Source organism: Pseudoalteromonas sp. NZS100 (assembly GCF_015864815.1).
Classification (GTDB): Bacteria; Pseudomonadota; Gammaproteobacteria; order Enterobacterales; family Alteromonadaceae; genus Pseudoalteromonas; species Pseudoalteromonas distincta.
The window spans coordinates 154,003-172,316 of sequence record NZ_JADYWM010000008.1 but is presented as its reverse complement, the minus strand read 5'-3'; the positions used below and the strand labels follow the sequence as shown (position 1 = coordinate 172,316).

Here is an 18,314-nt window from a genome sequence, read left to right as displayed (position 1 = left end):
GGGTCAAGGCGAATATTAAGGACTCAAAAATAAATTACACGACAGCTAACTTTTGGTTGCGGATTTCAAGACTAAGCTTTCTAAAAATAAATATAAGAATATGATTCAAAACAAAATTCACCTTGCTTTATTCAACCATTCATTAATTATCTTTTCAATCGACCCCTTATCTTGTGGAGGCTCCAATGTTTCAGGCCAAAATAGCTGTGCTTTGGTTTCAACTAACTTAGCTACCTTTGCGCCAGCCACTTTACCTGTGGTTTTTGTTACACACTCCCCCCTAAATTCAGATAATACAGCTAATGCTGCCCCCAGTATTTCCATTCTTTCCCTATTACTTTTATCTATAATATCGAAACGATTATGAGGCTCTTTTTTTGGCTTAATTGCTTTCACTAATATTGCTACTTGATCAGCCTTAATTAATAAGTCATCAACTTGAGGGTGTATAGGGTGAATATGATGTACTTCAATTCCTTTATATTCTGCTAGCTCTTGATCCTTTAACTTCCACACTTGCCCTTCAATATCTTCCACCAACCCAATACTAAAGCTTTCATAGAAAAGGTGATGATCGTAGGGATCAATAACATTGCTACCCGCTTCAACATCACTATCTTTGAACTCTACACCTAAATGTAAAAGCAATAATTCAGAGAAATACTCATCACAATGCTGTCGGTTCAACTTAAAAAAGCCCTCCAACTTTTCTATACTTTCAGGGCTTTCCTGCTGATTTTCACGCACACCATAACGACTATGCCGACCAAATAATTCAATATAAAAATCAATTTCCCCTCTCTTGTAATACTGAAATAAGCGCTTTAACTTTTGTTTATCGTCCATATCTGCTTTATCAAAAAGCACCTCTAACGCTTCATCTACACTAATAAATTCATCCATTAGCTAATCCTTAAACTACTTTTAAATGCTGATTGCCAGTGACCGAGTAATCACCCTTGCTAGCCGCTTCAATATGAGCAGACCACCAGCACATCATTTTACGTCTGCGCTCTAAATAGTCGGTTCGGTTGTAGGCTGCGCGTACTTGGTTTTTATCTACATGCGCTAGTGCGGCCTCAATTAAATCAGAGTCAAAACCTTGTTCATTCAGTGTTGTACTGGCAAGCGCTCGTAAACCGTGGGCTGTTTGCTTACCTTGTAAGCCCATTCTCCTAAGCGCTGCCCCTAAGGTCTCACGGCTTAAGTGATTACGAGGGTTTTTATATGCAGGAAAAATAAATTCACGATGGCCTGTGATTGGCTTCATATATTCAAGTAAAGATAGTAATTGAGGCGTAAGTGGTACGGTATGAGGTCGCTTTTTTTTCATTGTTTCCGCTGAAATATTCCACGTTCTATTTTCAAAATCAATCTCGCTCCAAGCAGCCTTCACAGCCTCCCCAGGTCTAACCATTGTATGTAGCTGCCATTCAAATAAGCATCTTGTAATTAGCTTGATGTTAGCGCTATTCACTATGCTAATAAGATCGGGTAATTCTTGCGGAGCAAAGCTATACATACCTGTATGAGTAGCGCTATCAAATGCCTTGCTGATACCTCTTAAATTATTGGATTGTAGTCGGCCTGTATTAATAGCAAACTCCATAACCTCATTTATGCGCCTACAAATTCGATTAAGAATATCTAACTTTCCAGCAGCAGCTAACGGCTTTAAGACTTCAATAGTCAATTGAGCCGAGAGTTTACTAATCGGTATATCACCAACATCAGGAAAAAGGTGAATCTCAAACCCCCTACGCAGATTAAAAGCATATCTAGTACTTACCTTTGGCTCCTTAAGCGATACCCATTCCCTAACCACTGCCTCAAATGTGCTCTTGGCCTCAGTTATCTTGGTGCTCTGAATTTTTTCTCTATATTCTTTAGGGTCAATATCATCAGCAAGTAACGCCCTTGCCTCGTCACGCCTCTTTCTAGCTACTGCTAACGTCACTGCAGGGTAAATACCAAAACTTATTTGAGCTCGCTTTTTGATGTGCGGACGGTAGTAATTAAACAGCCACGTTTTAGAGCCATTCTTTTTTATACGTAAGCCTAACCCGCCACCATCCGACAATAGGTATTCACTTGCTTTTGGTTTCGCATTTTTTATCTGCGTATCATTCAAAGGGGTTGTTGCTCTTGCCATGTTTCACTCCATTTCCGAACAGGTAGCTAGGCCTAAAATGGGATACTTAAATCAAGATCCTCATTCTTCCTTTAATTTTCATCTGCTTAACTGAATTACAGCGGTTTTAGTTACATCAAAATCGATAAAATGATTCGGTGTAACTATGAGTGTAACTAAAAAAATGGAATATAAAAAGTGGTTATGGTGGGATATGGTAGAACTTGAACTTTAGGTATAACCAGCTACAGCAAGCCCTAGACGATTAAGCTGGTCTCATATGAATGAATATGAAGTAGTATGAAATACAAACAAAAACGTAAGTTGGTAGCCCCTGCAAGAATCGAACTTGCAACTGCCCCTTAGGAGGGGGCCGTTATATCCATTTAACTAAGAGGCCACAAATAAGCTGTATGCTTAGAGGTGTGAATTATAACGGCATCTGGTTTTTTATATCAAGCGACAACTGAACTTAATTACTTGATAAGTATATATCTTCTTTATTTAGTACATAAATTGGGATTAGTTTTCGACTACTCGCGACGATTTTTTTTGTATGCGCGTTAATTACACGTGTATTTACAACAACAGCATCATGTCGATAAATTAATGTACCCGCTAATACATGGCTCGCCATTTGCTCTTCGCTAAGCTTTTCAATATCACGCGAAAATGCAAAATCACCACGGCTATTTACATCTATTGTTTGGGTTGTTTTAAAATCAACCACGCCATAACCAAACTTTTGTAACTGATGAATTAATGTTTCAGAAATTTGATTACCCAATTGATTACTTTTAGTAAGCGATGAATCAAGATCGACCAAAGTAGTAACAGCAATATTAATGTTGGTGTCAGTATCACTTTCATACTCAAGCGTATCAACTAAATCAAGTGCCATTTGCTCTACATAGTTAGCAAGTGTTTTATGGTGCTGAAGTGGTGTAAATTGATTGCCGTTAGCATCCTCTTGAGTTGATTTTTGCTCGGCTGTTTTAAGCATGCTTGCTAGGTCATAATTTACTTGTGTGGTTGAAGATGCATTCATTTCAGCACTTTCATTATTTTGAGTAAAGGCACAACCAGTTAAATTAGCTAAAGCAAAAAAAACGATAAAGCGGTTTAATAATTTACTATACATAATTATCTCACTTGCTTGCTTGTTTTAACATTATGCCATCAGTGCGATAGCTACTATTAAGCGCATCAACAACCGACTGTGGAATAAACCCTTGTGCAGAACCGACTACGGCCTTACTTTCTAGCCCAACAATACGTGCATTGACAAGTACACCACCTTGATGGTTTACAAGCGTACCGGCTAGTACATACTTAAAGTTTTGATCTTGATTTAGCTCTAAATAGTCGCGACTAAATACAAAGTCGCCTGTTGAGGTAACGCGCATATAATCAGTTGTTTTAAAATCAATAACGGGTACACCAAAGCTGTGTAATTCATGCATGAAGCTTTCTGCAATTTGATTCCCTAGTAAGCTACCATCGTTGTAGTCTTCATCTAAAAAAATAAAACTCGAAACAGCTAATGGTGTTTGTTCACTTACGTACTGTAAGTTTTCAACCATGTCTTGCATTATGCCGCGCACATAATGGTTAATATTTTTACGCATTGGCGGTGTTGCTTTTGTGTAGTTATCCTGTGGAGCCATTCCTGACTGAAATAAGTTATCGTCAGAAACAGGCGCTGCAACGTCGCGTTGGTTACTCACCAGTTGGTTGCTTTGCTCACTTTGTGGTGTTGCGGTGTCTGTATTCATTGTGCCTAGTATTTGAGAGCAACCAAAGCCCAGAGGTAAGCATACTGTAATTAATAGGTTTTTCATTTTGTGCTCCAAATTAGTATTCGCTTCGGTATAAAAGTCCGTCACGCTGCTGAATTTTCTCATTGCCCCACATTACATTAATTGGGATCTCGGTACTTCCCGCAGAGAGCACCTGTTTATTTTCTATATTCACAAGCCGTGCATTAACTATGTATGCATGCTGCTGGCGAGTCACTGTTCCTGTGATAACCAAGTCAATATTTTGGCGATTACGTAATTTACTTAAATCGCGACTTAAAATACTGTCTGAGTTTTCTGATAAAGAAAGGTTATTCCCAAGTCTGTACTCAACGGTGTGATAACCTAGTTGAGTAAATTGTGTAAGCAGACTTTCTTGGATCTGCTGACTTAAGCCTGAGGCCTGCCCAGTCACTAATTTTGTATCTAGTGCGTCTGCATAAAAGAAGCTACTAACGCCAACACGTGCATTAGCATTTAACGCTCCATTTAGGTGGTTAAGTTGCGACGTTAAATTCACTACATAATCATTAACCGTAAAAGGAGCCATGGCCGCTTTAGATGCATTTGTAGGCACACTTGGTTCTGGTGGTGGCACCAAGTTACAAGCAGCTAAATTTAAAAATAATAAAGGCAGTAAAAGGCGCATAATTGCCATCCTCTTCAAAACATACTGAGGATAAAGCAATTTGTATGCCGACTTAACTATTGTGCGATAAAGGGCTGATCCACGTAATAGCTAACTAAACAATTTATATTTTGGCTCTTTAATTTTTGACAGTCAGCCATAGCGTTTTTTTTGTCTATGTATGCGCCTAGCTTTAAACGGTTATACATAACTTCTTTTACATTTATTGTTTCAACATTCATCACAAAGTTATCGCCTAGTAAGCTAGGAAGCTTTTTTTGTAGTTGCCTAAAAGCTAAAGAGAGTTGTTCTTTTTGCGTTATTGAAAGCACTTGTAAAGCAAATTTGGGATTAACTGGTTTTGTTACTTGTATATTCGAGTTATTAATTGTGTTGGTATTAACGATTTCTGCTTTTATTACTGGTGCGTTTTTCTGCTCATTTTCTTTTGCAATTGTATTAAGTTGCGATATTAGTAAGCTTAAGTCTTCTTCAATAAGTAATAAGCGCGCAAGTTCAGGCCTCATATTTTGCCACTGCTGGGAGCTCATTTTTAGAGCTTCAAGTTCTTGCTTTGTTATTTTTACGTAGCTTTTTTCGTCAGCTATTTCCGTCTGAGTAATACTATTATCAATTGCTTTATTATTCGCACAACCATAACTTAGCAACATTGCACTGATTAAAAACATACATTGAACTCTTTTCATCCTAATTCCTTTAATGGAGTATTTTATGTGTTTCAACAACACACTTTAATCCTTGCGCTTTTACTGAGTCGCATACAGAAATAAGCTCTGGCGAACTGTTTGTTGCGTACGCTAAGGCTAAAATAAATTTATTTTTAGCTTTATCATGCATATAAAAAGCTTCTTGCTGCTCTATTCGTGGTGCTATTAAACGGTAATAAATTTTTAAGATATTTAACGAACTAAAACTTCCTGCATTGGCAATGCTTCCAGTTGTTGCACTGAGCGCCTTTAACGTTAAATCAACGCCCATTACTACATCTCCTTGAGGCGATAAATTAACTGTTATATTTTGAGTGTTTTTTAGCTGCTTGCGTTGTTTATATTCATCATCAATTACTGCTTTATACTGCCCCGGTTTAAGGTCTGTAAATAAATAATAGCCATCATATGCTGCTTGAGTTTGTGCAACTTGATCCCCTTTCTCATTCAACAGCGCTATATTTGCAAAGGGTTGGATCTGTGTTGTATCACCTTTTTGTTGATAAACAACTCCCTCCACTTCACTGGCATTATTTAATGCGAAGTCCATATACTCTACAAAACCAGCCCTTGGGGTAATAGAAAAACCCTCGTTAGCTGATATTAAAAACGGATCTTCAAAACTATTTCTATCAAGTATTATATCTGTTGTACGATTTGCTGGCATTGAAGTTAATAGCGCAACGCCGTGTTCGTCTGTAATTGCTTGACGATAATTGTGAACGCCTTTTACTTTTACGCCGGCAACGCCGTGCTCATCATCATCCATAATACCGTTATTATTTTGATCTAAGAATACGCGTAACATTAAGCTACCCGTGTTAGTTAAGCTGCGCTTAGAGACAAAATATGTATTGTGTTCAACATCAAAACCTAAGCTAAAACGGCTATAAATACCGAGCCGCCAATCATCGTTACTGTTGTAGTTTAAGTTACTCGTTAAACTAAACTTGTCGCTTTGCCAATTGAGCCCTAATTCGGCCGATTGAATATTATTACGAAGTGAATCAGTTATAGTCAGTTCGGCTTGTAAATCTCGGCCCAAGTTGCGGCTAAACTCAGCCTCGTAACTAACAAGCTCACTTACTGGCGATATACTATAATCTATACCAAACCTTGTGTAGGTTCTCCCAAAGCGCTTTTGAAAACGTGTTGTTCCAAAAGTACTCTTAGAGCTATCGTCTTGTTGCCACAGTAATTGGTTACTTAGTGCAAATCCTGAGTATGAGTAGTTGAACTGGTTGCGTACTTGTTTAAAACGCCCTCTAATATCACTATCGTCATATAGGACGTTATTTTGATAAGAAAGGCGTCCATAGGTATTATTCATTAGCCCACCAGCTAAATTTATTTGGTAGCTGTTAAAATCTTGCTGCTGTTCGTCGGTACGATTTGTAGCACTAAAAAGTAGTGATTGTTCGGCAATTTGAGTTCGGGCTGTAAATTCAAATTCTTGTTCATTGTTATTATTTTTTTCAACATTCGCATTTAATAATAATCGGTCAAACAAGCTTATATTGGTACCAAATGCATACTTAAGTAGATCGTCATCTGTATTTTTTTGACCTGATGTAGCAGTGTATACAGATATATTATCTGTAAGCCCTTGCTCATATCTACCCGCAACTTGCCAACCCTGCCCCTGCGAACTTGAAACATTTTTATTTAGTAATTGCTTACCTTGTTCAGTAACCGACAATTCATAGTTACCTTGCCCCTGCTTAAGTTGATTTCCGTCCACAAAGTAATAATCACTTTTACGCTCAACTTGACCTTGAGGCCCATAAAAAATAAGCTCAAAATTATTAGCTCCAAATAATAGGTTTATATTATCAAAAATATAACGCCCATCTGCAAGGCTAAGCTGCTGGTCTATTAATATTTCATTACGATACAGCTCTACATCCCAACCTGGCTGTATAGCACCGCTTAAGTTAACTTGGTTATTAACTATTTTTCTGCTGGTTACATTATTAGAAACTTTAACACCTCGGGCATACTGACTACTGTAGCTATTACCTACTTGCGTGGCGATAACATCACCAAAAGATATTTCAGTAGGCATGAAGCTGTTTTTTATTTCTTTGTCTAAATTTTGCTTTGTAAACGTTAACCTAGAGTTGGTAAGTAAGTCAGTACTTCGTCCAGACAAAAAATACTCTGCAGATAAATACGCAAAGTCTTGAGTGCCTAAAAGTGAATAGTTCGTAGAATGTCTATCATCGCTCGCGGTAAAATTTAGTTGTAAGTCGGCAACCGGAGAAGATAGCGCTTTATATGGGCTAGCTTTCCATGGCAGCGTTGGTGGCGATCTTTTGTTAGGTGACTTAAGGTTGCGCGACTGTCTGTATCTTTGTTGTTCAACCGGTAAGGGGCTCTCTGAGCTTATAAGTAATTCTAAATCGGGGTAATCAATATTAAACTCTAGATTTAAAGCATTATGTAAACTTTTAATATCTACATAAATATCATCCTCAATGGTAATTTGATTTTTTGCTAATAAGTAGCTCTGTGTAGGACTAGTAAATACAGCGGGTGTAACCGCTGCATTTAGAGAAAGAGGTTGTTGGTTTGCTCCTACACCTTGAGCAATTCGATTGCTAGCATCAACATTCATTGCAAACTGTAGAATATCAAATAAGTCGCTTAAACTAACTTGTACACTTTGCTCGCTTTTAATTGCTGCAACTTCACCTAAGTAGTATGAGTTTAAATAAAGCGAAAGTATTAATAACTCGCCTGTGGCGATTCGCTGTTGCTGATTTTCTTTGTTTTTATAATCAATTACTTCAACGGGCTTAGTTAGCTTTAGTTCAATTGCGCGTAGTGTTGTTAAAGCATCCCCCACGGAAGAATTAGGATTAGCTATTACACTATTACTAAGCAAACTACTTATGCTTAGTAATAGTGCATACAATAAATTATTTAGCGTCATTCACAGTTAAAACATTAAGTGATTGTGAAGTTAAAGGCAGAGTGTATTGTGCAAATGTAAGGTCTTTATATTCTTGACTGCCTTCATATTTAAAAGTGACTTTTCCTGCTTTATCTAAATTTTTGTCACTAAATAAACTAAGGGTTACAAACGCATTATCCACTTCTGGATAAATACTTAAATTACCAATTTCTGCAATTTTAACTTGCTCGTTATTGCTATCAACAAAGTAAGCACTTAATTTACCGTAGCTACTAAACTTACCTTCTCGTTTTATATTCAATAAAAACTGAGGACGTTGATTGCTTTCATTTAGCACTAGCTTAGCTTGTTCTATGGCAACTTCTGGCTGTTTCATGTCTTTACGTAACAAAATAGGAATGCTGTAGCTCATAATCATATTAACTTTTATTGAACTTGTTTTATTAGTATTTTCACCAGGCAATGCTTGAAATAGAAGATGAGAGCGGTACTCACCAGAAGCTAGACCTTTAGGTTTACGTATTGCTATTTTTACTGTTTGTTTTTCACCAGGTGCTAAACGCATTTGTTTTGGTGACAAACGTGCCATTGAACTTAAACTTTCGCTTGTAGCCTCTGCCAACTGTATGTAGCCACCGCTAGGTTGCGCTTGCTTCTCACTCCATAAAACACGATATGTTTGATATTCATCACCCGTATTAATTACGGTAACTTTAGCGGTTCGTTGACGTTCATCAAAACTAATACGGGTTGGAGAGATAAGTAAATTTGCGTATGCATTTTTTCCTAAAATACATACACTCAGTGCGAGCAGCACTACAACTTTATAAAGCATGTTTTTCCTTTAGTAATCAATCGTAATTTCTAATTGGGTGTCAGTAATAAAACTACCATCTAAGTAACTTTGGCTAGTCCCTGTCGTTATTAAACGGCCACCTACTTTGAGTAAAAGCTCTCCAAATTCATCGCTAGTTTGCGTTCTTGGTAAATCCACTAATACAACCGAAAACTTGGCACTATTAGCTCCAAGTACTTCACTTTGCAATGTAGAGTCACTCATTTTATTAAACGATATTTGAGTAAGCGGAGGTAAATCGGTAAATAAAAGTTCTGCGGGATTCCCCTCAGTTAATACGTAAATACTACCAAATGTGGTTATTTCACCATTTTGGTTAATCGTGATAGAGCTTAAAGTATTATTTTGAGGGATAACTAAAGTGCCAAAATTAAGCGCTTCTTGTTGTATGCTTGCACTAAACACACAATGACTAACAAAAAAAAATAGCCATAAAACAGAATATATTAGGCACTTAAATTGAATATGCATACTAGCTAGTAAGATACTTCAACTTGGAAATTCCCAGAGTAATCACCATCAGGGTAATCAACTGTAGATATATTTGATGATGTATAAAGTGTTGCTCCTAAGCTAAATGAAACACTACCGTCACTATCAGCTTTAAGGTTTGGGGTAGTTGACGAATACAAATTACCTTGATTCTCACCACTTGTTATAAAAAATTTCCAATCGCTAATTCTAAAATCTGGTTCGCCTACACCTTGACCATCATCCGACTCAATAGCACCATCGTCTGGACTCGTAATTACAAGCAATGAATTAGGTACTACATCAGAAACAGTGAAGCTAGCTGCTTCCCCATCTTCAATTATAGAAATAATTGCACTCTGACTTGTAGGGTTTTCTCTTATTGATACTGGGGTTGATTCTGGATTAGGGCTTACAGTAAGTTTAGCTTGCTCAGCTCCCGTTTTATCAGCTACAGCACGAATAATACCAAAGCTTAAATCTGTGTCCTTAGTTAATACAACCGCATTTTGAACTGTTACTTTCGCCTCAAAATCTGCGCTTGTTGCATAAACGGCAGATGAATTGACACTTACTGTAATAGCTAATACTGAAAAATAAAACTTCATGCTAAATCCTTATAAGAAAATGGGCTTTATCAAATATTTGCCCAACTATAGTTAGTATCGACTATTAGTACAAATACTTTAATACTATATAAGTTTAAAAGGCCTAATTTATTAATTATATTGGTTTTCCGGCAAAAGCAGCAATATTACATGCTTGATCAAGCTGATTAGCTAAATAACAAAACGCACTTACTTGAGCATCGTTTTTAAATGGACCTACACGTAATCCATACAAAGTCATATTATTATTTTTACGTTCAAACATAGTAAAATTAAATTGAGTAAATGCACTAGGGTATAATTGCTTAAGCCTTTCGACTCTTGCTTTAACAAGCTCTGGCTTTAAATACCAACCAAGCTGTGCTCCAATTTTAGTTTCATCTGTTAAGGTGAGTTCTGAATTTTGTAAGTTTGGTGCTTTTACTTCGGGAGTGTTATTTAGTGCCGTCGGTTCCAAATTCTGTGAAGGCTGATTACCATAGGTGATATCGGTTTTACTTTGCATAAGTAAAGGAGGGTTTTCAGTTAATTCACTTTGAGACGATAACGCCATAATTAATAGCTGTAAATCATCTTCCATAGCAGTTAAACGACCAATGCTTTCTTGCTGTAAGTGCCACTGCGAAACATACTCTTTTACTTGTTTATCAGTTATTAAAGAATGCTGCACGCTCTCGTTATTTACAGTTGCGCTGCTGCATCCATATAAATAAAAAGATAAGAATAAAACTGATATTAAATGACAAGACTTAAAATACCGCATTGCAAAAGCACTCTACTAACCAAGATAATAAATTAAAGCAAATTTTGCGCCACTTTATAGCAACTTTTTAATTAAGTAGTCTATTTTTGAAGTAAGAAAAGCCATATCGATAACAAGGCAAAATTTCATCATTTAGTTGGTATCACTAATTGCTGCTGCATTGCTCTACCTCCTGCATTCATGCAGTCGTATATCAAAAATTATTAGCGAAGTTAGCGTCAGGTCTAATCCTTCAAATTGATTAGATATTATTGCAGATTGATATTACATGCTGTGAGCTAGAGCCTTACTGGCTTATCGGTGTAGTTACTTACTATGCAATCGAGTTTATACAGCTTAAATACGTCACAGTCTGCTTTTGCATTTTTAAAGTTTTGGTAAGAGCCTAGTTTTAGCCTGTAAAACATTTTGTCGTTTATCTTGGCGGTTTCAACGTTAGTCAATATTTTGTCTCTAAACAACGGTGCAGCTTTAGTATTTAGCTCTTGCCATGCTTTAGCCACACCTTGCTCTGAGTCAACCGAAGCTACCTGCAAAGCAAATACATGTTTTGGTTTATTTAATTTTACAGCTTGTTTTTTATTGCTGTAGTTTTGTTTAACTTGTTGGCGTGATTTAACATTACGTGTGTTTCGAGGTAAGCGTACAGACTTGCTGCTATACCCTTGATTAGACTGCGCAATAGCTTTGCTGTTTATAATATCAATATGATTTACGAGGTAAGTTATTTCTTTTTCTAATCTTAAAATTCGCTCTATACCTTCGCGTGCTTGTTGCCACTGCATTGCAGCATCTTTTAGCTGAGCAAGCTCCAAGGCTGTAATTGAGACGTAGTCAGGCGAGTTACTTTGAGGTTGTTCGTCAATGGTTTTTTTTTCAGGCGTAACGCTGCATGCTGTGCCAAATAAAAGCATTAGCAAGCTAAGTAAAAGCCCAATGTTATTTTTTTTATATATAAACATGTATTTGCTGTCCTGAAAGCAGTGTTTTCACTACATTTCAGTTAAACATTCTCACAAGAAAGCGTTTAACTTTATTTAAGCTGTGAGCTATAAAACTTAGCTCTTCGCATGCTTGTCAGTGTTTTGTAAAACACAACGTTGCATACTCCCACCCTTCCTTGAGAGCATTATTTAATACAAATTCAATGCCAGTTAACACAAACTTTACAACATAAATAACAATATGTCTGTAATGACTTAAAAACTTTTATTTTAGAGCTATTCCTTTCCTTATTTTATTTTATTTTAGGGCCTGTTGACCTTTCAGGATTAAAATTTGTTCAATCTAGGGGCCATTTAATCGCGGCGCGAGGTTTGTAACCTAGTGGGCTCGATAACTGCTCCTGCGTTATTCTACTGACTTACATCCCTGTAAGAATAAGTAAAAACCGAGTAAAGCTTCCGCGTCCTGCTCACGCCCCTTACCTACATCCATGTATGCAACAAAGAGTAAATTGCCCCGGGGCAGAACCCTTCGGGCAGCGCATGTTTGGCATCTATGCTACGTTATCGCCTATTTATGGGGAATAACCACACTACATAGGCTCTGCCTTGCCTAAATACCAAACAGCCTGCTGCAAATTTAACCTTGAAAGATAAACAGGCCCTGATAAAACTCATAAAAAAGGCGCCGATGCAGGCGCCTTTCATGATTTATATTAACTGTTAAATCAGTTTTTTAATAAATGACTTTAATTCATCAGCAAATTCATCGCGACGAAGTGCAAATTCAATAGTCGCTTTTAAATAACCAATTTTACTTCCACAATCGTGGCTACGGCCTTTTATAGCGTATGCATCTACTTTTTCGTGTTCCATTAACATCGCAATTGCGTCAGTTAATTGAATTTCATTGCCTGCTCCTTGCGGAGTTTTTGCAAGTAACGGCCAGATATTTTCGCTTAATACGTATCGACCCACTACAGCTAAGTTAGATGGTGCTTCGTCTACTGGCGGTTTTTCTACCATATTAAAGATTGCTGAGCTTTCACCTTGCTTTAGGTCAACATCGCCTAAATCAACCACACCAAACTTATCTACTTCATCCATTGGTACTGGCTCAACCATTATTTGGCTATGCTTATTTTGCTCAAAATTAGCGATCATTTCTGCTAAGTTATCTTTTTTAAGATCGCTCTCTACATCGTCAATAATTACATCTGGTAGAATAACTACAAACGGTTCGTTACCAATAATAGGCGCAGCACAACTAATAGCATGGCCTAAGCCTTTTGCTTCACCTTGGCGTACGTGAATAATGGTTACGTCTTTAGGGCAGATTGCTTGCACTTCGGCAAGTAGTTGCCGCTTTACACGCTTTTCTAAAGTAGCTTCTAGTTCAAAGCTCGTATCGAAGTGATTTTCGATTGAATTTTTACTTGAGTGAGTTACTAACACTATTTCTTTAATGCCTGCAGCAACGGCTTCGTTTACTACATATTGAATTAAAGGACGGTCTACCACTGGCAGCATTTCTTTAGGAATTGCTTTAGTGGCTGGTAACATACGAGTACCAAGGCCTGCTACTGGGATCACTGCTTTCATTTTATGTTTTCCTTAATCTTTTATTATACTGAAAATGGGTATTGAATCGCTTCGTGGCATTGATAGCCTGTTACTTCAAAGTCGTCTCGTGTTACCCACGTTTCTATGTCTTCTAATGATTTAATTTCTGGATTAATTTTTAACTGAGGTGATGCAAATGGCTCACGCGTTAACTGCACATCACGCATCAGCTCAAGTTGGTTTTCGTAAATATGTGCATTAGCAATTTTATGATACGCCTTACCCGCTTTGTGGCCGGTAATTTGAGCCACTAGCGCAAGCAACACAAAACACTGAATTTGATTAAAATTAAGGCCAAGTGGCACATCACAGCTTCGCTGATATGACGTTAAATATAGCGTATCGCCAAGTAACGAAAAAGTGTGTGTATGCATACACGGGCGCAAGCAACCAAGCTCAAACTCACCTGGATTATAAAACGTGATTATTTCACCACGGTCATCAATGCCATTTTTTAAGTTATTAATAACTTTTGAAAGCTGATCAAGCGTTGAGCCATCTGGTCGTTGCCAACCACGGCCTTGTACGCCATAAACACGCCCCATGTCATCCTCACCTTTACGGTTAGGGTTATTAAGCCATGCATTGTTATCGTTTGCGTTAGCATCCCATGTTTTACAGCCAATTTCACGAAACTGCTCAGCGCTGTCGTACCCGCGTAAATATCCTAGCAATTCAGCAATCGCTGCTTTGTAGTAACTTTTGCGTGTAGTGATCATCGGAAACTGATTATTAGCCACATCGTATTCTAAATCAGCATTGATAACGGTTAAACAACGCGTACCTGTACGTTTATTTTCGACCCACTGCCCTTCGTCAACAATACGCTGACATAATTCTAAATATTGTTTCATGCTTTTCTTATTATGCCTTAGCTGGTGTAACGTGTTGTGGTTTCTTATATGCCCAAATTAACAAGCCTAAACCACCCACTATCATAGGTAACGAAAGTATTTGTCCCATTGAAATAAAGTCTGCAAATAAACCTAATTGTGCATCAGGTTGGCGGAAATATTCAATACAGAATCTAAACACGCCATAGCCTAATAAAAATACACCGGCTACACTGCCTGCTGGGCGTGGCTTTTTAATAAACCATTGCAGGATTAAAAACAGCACTAGGCCTTCAAAAAATGCTTCGTATAATTGCGATGGGTGACGCGCAAGCGGACCGCCCGTTGGAAATACCATTGCCCATGGCACGTCGGTAACTCGGCCCCATAATTCACCGTTTATAAAGTTACCAATACGTCCAGCTAAAAGCCCTACAGGAACCAGTGGTGCAACAAAGTCGCCCACTTGAAGAAGCGACTTTTTACGCGTCCACGAAAAAATTGCGACGGCAGTTATAACGCCAAGTGTTCCACCATGGAACGACATACCGCCTTGGTCTATTCTAAATAAATACAGTGGGTTTTCTATAAAGTAACTAAACTGGTAAAACAATACGTAGCCAATACGCCCGCCTAGTATTACCCCTAACATGCCGTAAAACAGTAAATCGCTTACTTGCTCTTTAGTCCAACCCGAATTTGGCTTTGATGCTTGACGATTTGCAAACCACATAGCAAATGCAAAACCTATTAAATACATTAAGCCATACCAACGTACGCTTAGCGGTCCAACAGAAAAAATAATTGGATCAATTTGAGGAAACTCAAGTGCCATAAAAAATAAACCTTTAGCTAAAAACCATTTTAATTGCGATAACTACAAGCAGCACCGCGAAAACTTTTTTAATTGTATTAACAGGTAAATAGTGAGTTGCTTTGGCGCCAATAGGCGCAACAAACCACGAGGTAATAACAATTCCAAATAATGCAGGTAAATAAACAAACCCAGCAAAACCATGCTCTAAATCGGTAACATGCCAACCTGCGCTGATGTAACCAATAGAGCCAAATAATGCTATAACAATTCCGCACGCGGCTGCGCAGCCAATTGCTTTTTTTATATCAACCGAGAAATAATTAAGCATAGGTACTATTAAAGCACCACCGCCAATACCAATTAAACCTGATAATCCGCCCATTATCGCAGAAAATCCACCTAAAATAGGACCTGCCGGTAACGGTTTATCTGACATCGGTTTATTACGCGCAGATAGCACCATTCTTGCTGCAATAAATACAACGCTTATAGCAAACACTGTACGCAATATTTGTTCAGGGATTAAACTTGCTGCAAAGCCACTAATAAGTGCACCTAAAGCCACGCCAGACATAACCCATGGGGCTATATCCCAAGGTACGTTATCATTTTTATGATGAGCCAGCGCTGAAGACGTTGAAGTAAATAAAATAGAAGCGAGTGAGGTTGCAATAGCAATTACTAATACATGATCAGCTGACGTTACATTAAATGAGAGTAGCAGAGTGCTTAGAACTGGAACGATAATTAAACCGCCACCAATGCCTAGTAACCCAGCTAAAAACCCAACAATACAGCCTAGTAGTGCGCAGCTTGCGACTAACAAACCTAAGTCATACATAGTAATCTCAAATACCCTTTTAAGGTTTATATATTAAAGGATTATAAAACTAATAGCATCTGTGTATTGCAATTAATTAGGCGTATAAGCTTATTTAGGAGTGTAAAACAAATCACCTAATTTATGCTCTAGCATAAAGCTTCGCGTTAAACGTAGTACTTGTTTGGCTGTAGATTGCGCTAAGCATTCACTTAATAGTTGTTCCATGTCACTAACATTTAAACGCCTAAGTACCCATTTAACTTTATTAAGCGATGATAAATTCATACTAAGGCGCCTGTAACCCATGGCAATAAGCAAAATAGCCCCCTCAGGATCGCCGCCTAGTTCACCACACAAACTAAATGGCAGTTCATATTGTTCACATTCACGCGCTACTTTATTTAGTACCCTGAGTACGCCCGGATGATAAGGATTAAAAAGTTCGGCAACTCGTGCATTAGCCCTGTCTACTGCTAATAAATACTGTGTTAAATCGTTACTACCTACTGAGCAAAAATCGACTTTTTTTGACCACTCTGGAAGCATAAATACACTTGAAGGTACCTCTAGCATTATCCCTATGTCGGGTCTTTCTATGGTTTGCTCTGGGTATTTTTCACTTAACTCAAAATAAGCCTGTTCAAATAACGCAAGTGACTCATCAACTTCTTCAGTGCCGCTGATCATAGGGAGCATTATTTTTAGATTACCTAAACCAATATTGGCTTTAAGCATCGCTTTTAGTTGATCTAAAAATAACTCTGGGTGATCAAGGCTAATACGAATGCCACGCCAACCTAAAAATGGGTTTTCTTCGGTAATGTTAAAGTAATCGAGTACCTTATCGCCCCCAATATCCAATGTACGCATAACCACAGGATTAGGATGATAGCTAGTTAGTACTTCTCGGTACCAGTTTTCTTGCTCTGATTGCGAAGGAAACTGACCCTTTTGCATAAACCACGCTTCGGTTCGATAAAGCCCCACACCGTCACAAATATGCGCGCTACTTTGCTCGGTATTAAGCTCAAGGCCTGCGTTTAATAATAAGCTAACATGTTCACCGTCAAGCGTAATTGATTCTGAGTCTTGCTCTGCTAAAAAGCGGTTATTAAGTAGGTTATCTTGATGCTGTAACTCTGTGTATTCATCCATCAACATTTGCGAAGGCGATATATATAAACGCCCAGCAAATGCATCTAAAATCATCGGTTTGCCATTAAACTGCAGTAGAGGTAAATCTTCTATACCCCAAATGGCAGGGATCCCCATCGCACGCGTTAATATAGAAGCATGGCTATTTGCAGAGCCATTTACGCTTACAACGCCTGTTAAGTGACCTTTTGGCACCTCAGCTAGCATGGCGGGTGTTAAGGTATTAGCAATTAAAATAGTGTTGGCCGGATAATTTTTAACAGCGTGCTCGGTATTTACAAGATGATGTAATACGCGAAGACCAATGTCTTTAACGTCAACAGCACGCTCTTTTATATAAGGGTCTTGCATGGCATTAAATTGAGATATTAAACGCTCTATTACAATTTTTAGGGCGCTTTTAGCACACCAGCCTTCTTGTAATTGCATTTCAACATTATGCCCTAAACTTTTAGCGTCAAGCAGTTGTTGATACACATCAAATACCGCAAGAGCTTCGTGCGGAATAGAATCGCTTAGCGTCATAGATAGGGTATTAAATTCTTTGCGTGTTGCAGCTACAGCTTGAGTAAACAAACGGCGCTGCTCAGTAACGTCACTGTCTTTTAAAAGCTCAATAGATTTAAAATCGAGTTTTGGTAATACAACAAATGCTTGCCCTATACCTATTCCAGGCGCGCTCGATACGCCTTTTAAAACAGACGTTTGATGAGATGACTCATCTTGGCGGAGTATTTCTTTAATTTCAGCATGCGCTAATTGTGAAGCAAGTTGAGCAGAAAGCGTTATTAAAAACGACTCTTCGTCTTGGCTAAATACACGTGCCATTTTTTGTTGAACAACAATAACACCCAGTACTTTTTTTTGATGAACAACGGGTACAGATAAAAAAGCGTTGTAGCCTTCTTCATTTACTTCGGGGGAAAGCTTAAAACGAGGATGCGATTTAGCAAATGCAATATTAATAGGCTCTTCGCGTTGCGCTACTAGGCCAACCAAACCTTCGGTAAAACCAATTCTAAACTTACCTACCGCATCAGGATTTAACCCTTCGGTAGCCATAAGTACAAAATTGTCTTGGCTGTAATCTGCAAAATAAATGGAGCAGCACTGGGTTTTCATGGCATCTTTAACCATTTGCACAAAGCACACTAATGCGCTGTCTAAATTCGCTTGTCGCGATACAGACTCCGCAATAGATCTCAGTGTAGCCAGCAT

17 protein-coding genes and 1 tRNA gene are annotated in these 18,314 nt (G+C 38.1%); all 18 read right to left on the bottom strand.

Annotated features, from left to right (window positions below; translation table 11 throughout):
* Positions 1-117 precede the first annotated feature (117 nt).
* Positions 118-903 (bottom strand): hypothetical protein, encoded by a 786-nt coding sequence (locus I6E69_RS10800; protein WP_182749732.1) that lies wholly within the window; start codon positions 901-903, stop codon positions 118-120.
* A 10-nt stretch (positions 904-913) separates the two neighbouring features.
* The gene (locus tag I6E69_RS10795) at positions 914-2,152 is read right to left on the bottom strand and encodes an integrase domain-containing protein (RefSeq protein WP_182749731.1); all 1,239 of its coding nucleotides are present in this window, start codon (positions 2,150-2,152) and stop codon (positions 914-916) included.
* A gap of 304 nt (positions 2,153-2,456) precedes the next feature.
* Positions 2,457-2,531, bottom strand: a tRNA-Arg gene (locus I6E69_RS10790).
* 72 nt (positions 2,532-2,603) lie between these two features.
* Entirely contained in the window at positions 2,604-3,272 is a 669-nt protein-coding gene (locus I6E69_RS10785) for a FlgO family outer membrane protein (RefSeq protein ID WP_197121235.1), read from the bottom strand.
* Between the two features lie 7 nt (positions 3,273-3,279).
* Positions 3,280-3,972 (bottom strand): FlgO family outer membrane protein, encoded by a 693-nt coding sequence (locus I6E69_RS10780; protein WP_197121234.1) that lies wholly within the window; start codon positions 3,970-3,972, stop codon positions 3,280-3,282.
* A gap of 13 nt (positions 3,973-3,985) precedes the next feature.
* Positions 3,986-4,579 carry a FlgO family outer membrane protein gene (locus tag I6E69_RS10775; protein WP_197098619.1) on the bottom strand — a complete coding sequence of 198 codons (594 nt, stop codon included), beginning with the start codon at positions 4,577-4,579 and terminating at the stop codon, positions 3,986-3,988.
* Positions 4,580-4,635: 56 nt separating this feature from the next.
* Complete coding sequence (locus tag I6E69_RS10770; RefSeq protein WP_197121233.1) at positions 4,636-5,265, bottom strand: SPOR domain-containing protein; 630 nt, start codon at positions 5,263-5,265, stop codon at positions 4,636-4,638.
* Between the two features lie 10 nt (positions 5,266-5,275).
* Complete coding sequence (locus I6E69_RS10765) at positions 5,276-8,221, bottom strand: MSCRAMM family adhesin SdrC (protein WP_231619764.1); 2,946 nt, start codon at positions 8,219-8,221, stop codon at positions 5,276-5,278.
* The gene (locus tag I6E69_RS10760) at positions 8,208-9,038 is read right to left on the bottom strand and encodes a molecular chaperone (protein ID WP_002961355.1); all 831 of its coding nucleotides are present in this window, start codon (positions 9,036-9,038) and stop codon (positions 8,208-8,210) included. Before I6E69_RS10760 ends, I6E69_RS10765 begins: the two co-directional genes overlap by 14 nt.
* 9 nt (positions 9,039-9,047) lie before the next feature.
* The gene (locus I6E69_RS10755) at positions 9,048-9,464 is read right to left on the bottom strand and encodes a DUF4402 domain-containing protein (protein WP_331459127.1); all 417 of its coding nucleotides are present in this window, start codon (positions 9,462-9,464) and stop codon (positions 9,048-9,050) included.
* 71 nt (positions 9,465-9,535) lie between these two features.
* Positions 9,536-10,138: a DUF4402 domain-containing protein gene (locus I6E69_RS10750; RefSeq protein ID WP_197121232.1), complete on the bottom strand. Its 603-nt coding sequence runs from the start codon at positions 10,136-10,138 to the stop codon at positions 9,536-9,538.
* 115 nt (positions 10,139-10,253) lie between these two features.
* A complete protein-coding gene (locus I6E69_RS10745) occupies positions 10,254-10,808 on the bottom strand; it encodes an SPOR domain-containing protein (protein ID WP_197121231.1) in 555 nt (184 codons plus the stop codon).
* Between the two features lie 371 nt (positions 10,809-11,179).
* Entirely contained in the window at positions 11,180-11,863 is a 684-nt protein-coding gene (locus I6E69_RS10740; RefSeq protein WP_197121230.1) for an SPOR domain-containing protein, read from the bottom strand.
* A 705-nt stretch (positions 11,864-12,568) separates the two neighbouring features.
* Positions 12,569-13,447, bottom strand: a complete 879-nt coding sequence (galU, locus tag I6E69_RS10735; RefSeq protein WP_024594910.1) for a UTP--glucose-1-phosphate uridylyltransferase GalU — start codon at positions 13,445-13,447, stop codon at positions 12,569-12,571.
* Positions 13,448-13,470: 23 nt separating this feature from the next.
* Positions 13,471-14,322, bottom strand: coding sequence for a thymidylate synthase (locus I6E69_RS10730; RefSeq protein ID WP_149602248.1), 852 nt, complete (start codon positions 14,320-14,322; stop codon positions 13,471-13,473).
* Between the two features lie 10 nt (positions 14,323-14,332).
* Positions 14,333-15,136, bottom strand: coding sequence for a prolipoprotein diacylglyceryl transferase (gene lgt, locus I6E69_RS10725; protein WP_039484768.1), 804 nt, complete (start codon positions 15,134-15,136; stop codon positions 14,333-14,335).
* A gap of 13 nt (positions 15,137-15,149) precedes the next feature.
* Positions 15,150-15,959 carry a sulfite exporter TauE/SafE family protein gene (locus I6E69_RS10720; RefSeq protein ID WP_002958702.1) on the bottom strand — a complete coding sequence of 270 codons (810 nt, stop codon included), beginning with the start codon at positions 15,957-15,959 and terminating at the stop codon, positions 15,150-15,152.
* A gap of 90 nt (positions 15,960-16,049) precedes the next feature.
* Complete coding sequence (gene ptsP, locus I6E69_RS10715; RefSeq protein WP_002958703.1) at positions 16,050-18,314, bottom strand: phosphoenolpyruvate--protein phosphotransferase; 2,265 nt, start codon at positions 18,312-18,314, stop codon at positions 16,050-16,052.

Bases quoted from the DNA above. Each gene is read 5' to 3' on its own strand.
- I6E69_RS10800 (WP_182749732.1), bottom strand. From the start codon at position 903: ATGGATGAATTTATTAGTGTAGATGAAGCGTTAGAGGTGCTTTTTGAT.
- I6E69_RS10795 (WP_182749731.1), bottom strand. From the start codon at position 2,152: ATGGCAAGAGCAACAACCCCTTTGAATGATACGCAGATAAAAAATGCG.
- I6E69_RS10785 (WP_197121235.1), bottom strand. From the start codon at position 3,272: ATGTATAGTAAATTATTAAACCGCTTTATCGTTTTTTTTGCTTTAGCT.
- I6E69_RS10780 (WP_197121234.1), bottom strand. From the start codon at position 3,972: ATGAAAAACCTATTAATTACAGTATGCTTACCTCTGGGCTTTGGTTGC.
- I6E69_RS10775 (WP_197098619.1), bottom strand. From the start codon at position 4,579: ATGCGCCTTTTACTGCCTTTATTATTTTTAAATTTAGCTGCTTGTAAC.
- I6E69_RS10770 (WP_197121233.1), bottom strand. From the start codon at position 5,265: ATGAAAAGAGTTCAATGTATGTTTTTAATCAGTGCAATGTTGCTAAGT.
- I6E69_RS10765 (WP_231619764.1), bottom strand. From the start codon at position 8,221: ATGACGCTAAATAATTTATTGTATGCACTATTACTAAGCATAAGTAGT.
- I6E69_RS10760 (WP_002961355.1), bottom strand. From the start codon at position 9,038: ATGCTTTATAAAGTTGTAGTGCTGCTCGCACTGAGTGTATGTATTTTA.
- I6E69_RS10750 (WP_197121232.1), bottom strand. From the start codon at position 10,138: ATGAAGTTTTATTTTTCAGTATTAGCTATTACAGTAAGTGTCAATTCA.
- I6E69_RS10740 (WP_197121230.1), bottom strand. From the start codon at position 11,863: ATGTTTATATATAAAAAAAATAACATTGGGCTTTTACTTAGCTTGCTA.
- galU (WP_024594910.1), bottom strand. From the start codon at position 13,447: ATGAAAGCAGTGATCCCAGTAGCAGGCCTTGGTACTCGTATGTTACCA.
- I6E69_RS10730 (WP_149602248.1), bottom strand. From the start codon at position 14,322: ATGAAACAATATTTAGAATTATGTCAGCGTATTGTTGACGAAGGGCAG.
- lgt (WP_039484768.1), bottom strand. From the start codon at position 15,136: ATGGCACTTGAGTTTCCTCAAATTGATCCAATTATTTTTTCTGTTGGA.
- I6E69_RS10720 (WP_002958702.1), bottom strand. From the start codon at position 15,959: ATGTATGACTTAGGTTTGTTAGTCGCAAGCTGCGCACTACTAGGCTGT.
- ptsP (WP_002958703.1), bottom strand. From the start codon at position 18,314: ATGCTGGCTACACTGAGATCTATTGCGGAGTCTGTATCGCGACAAGCG.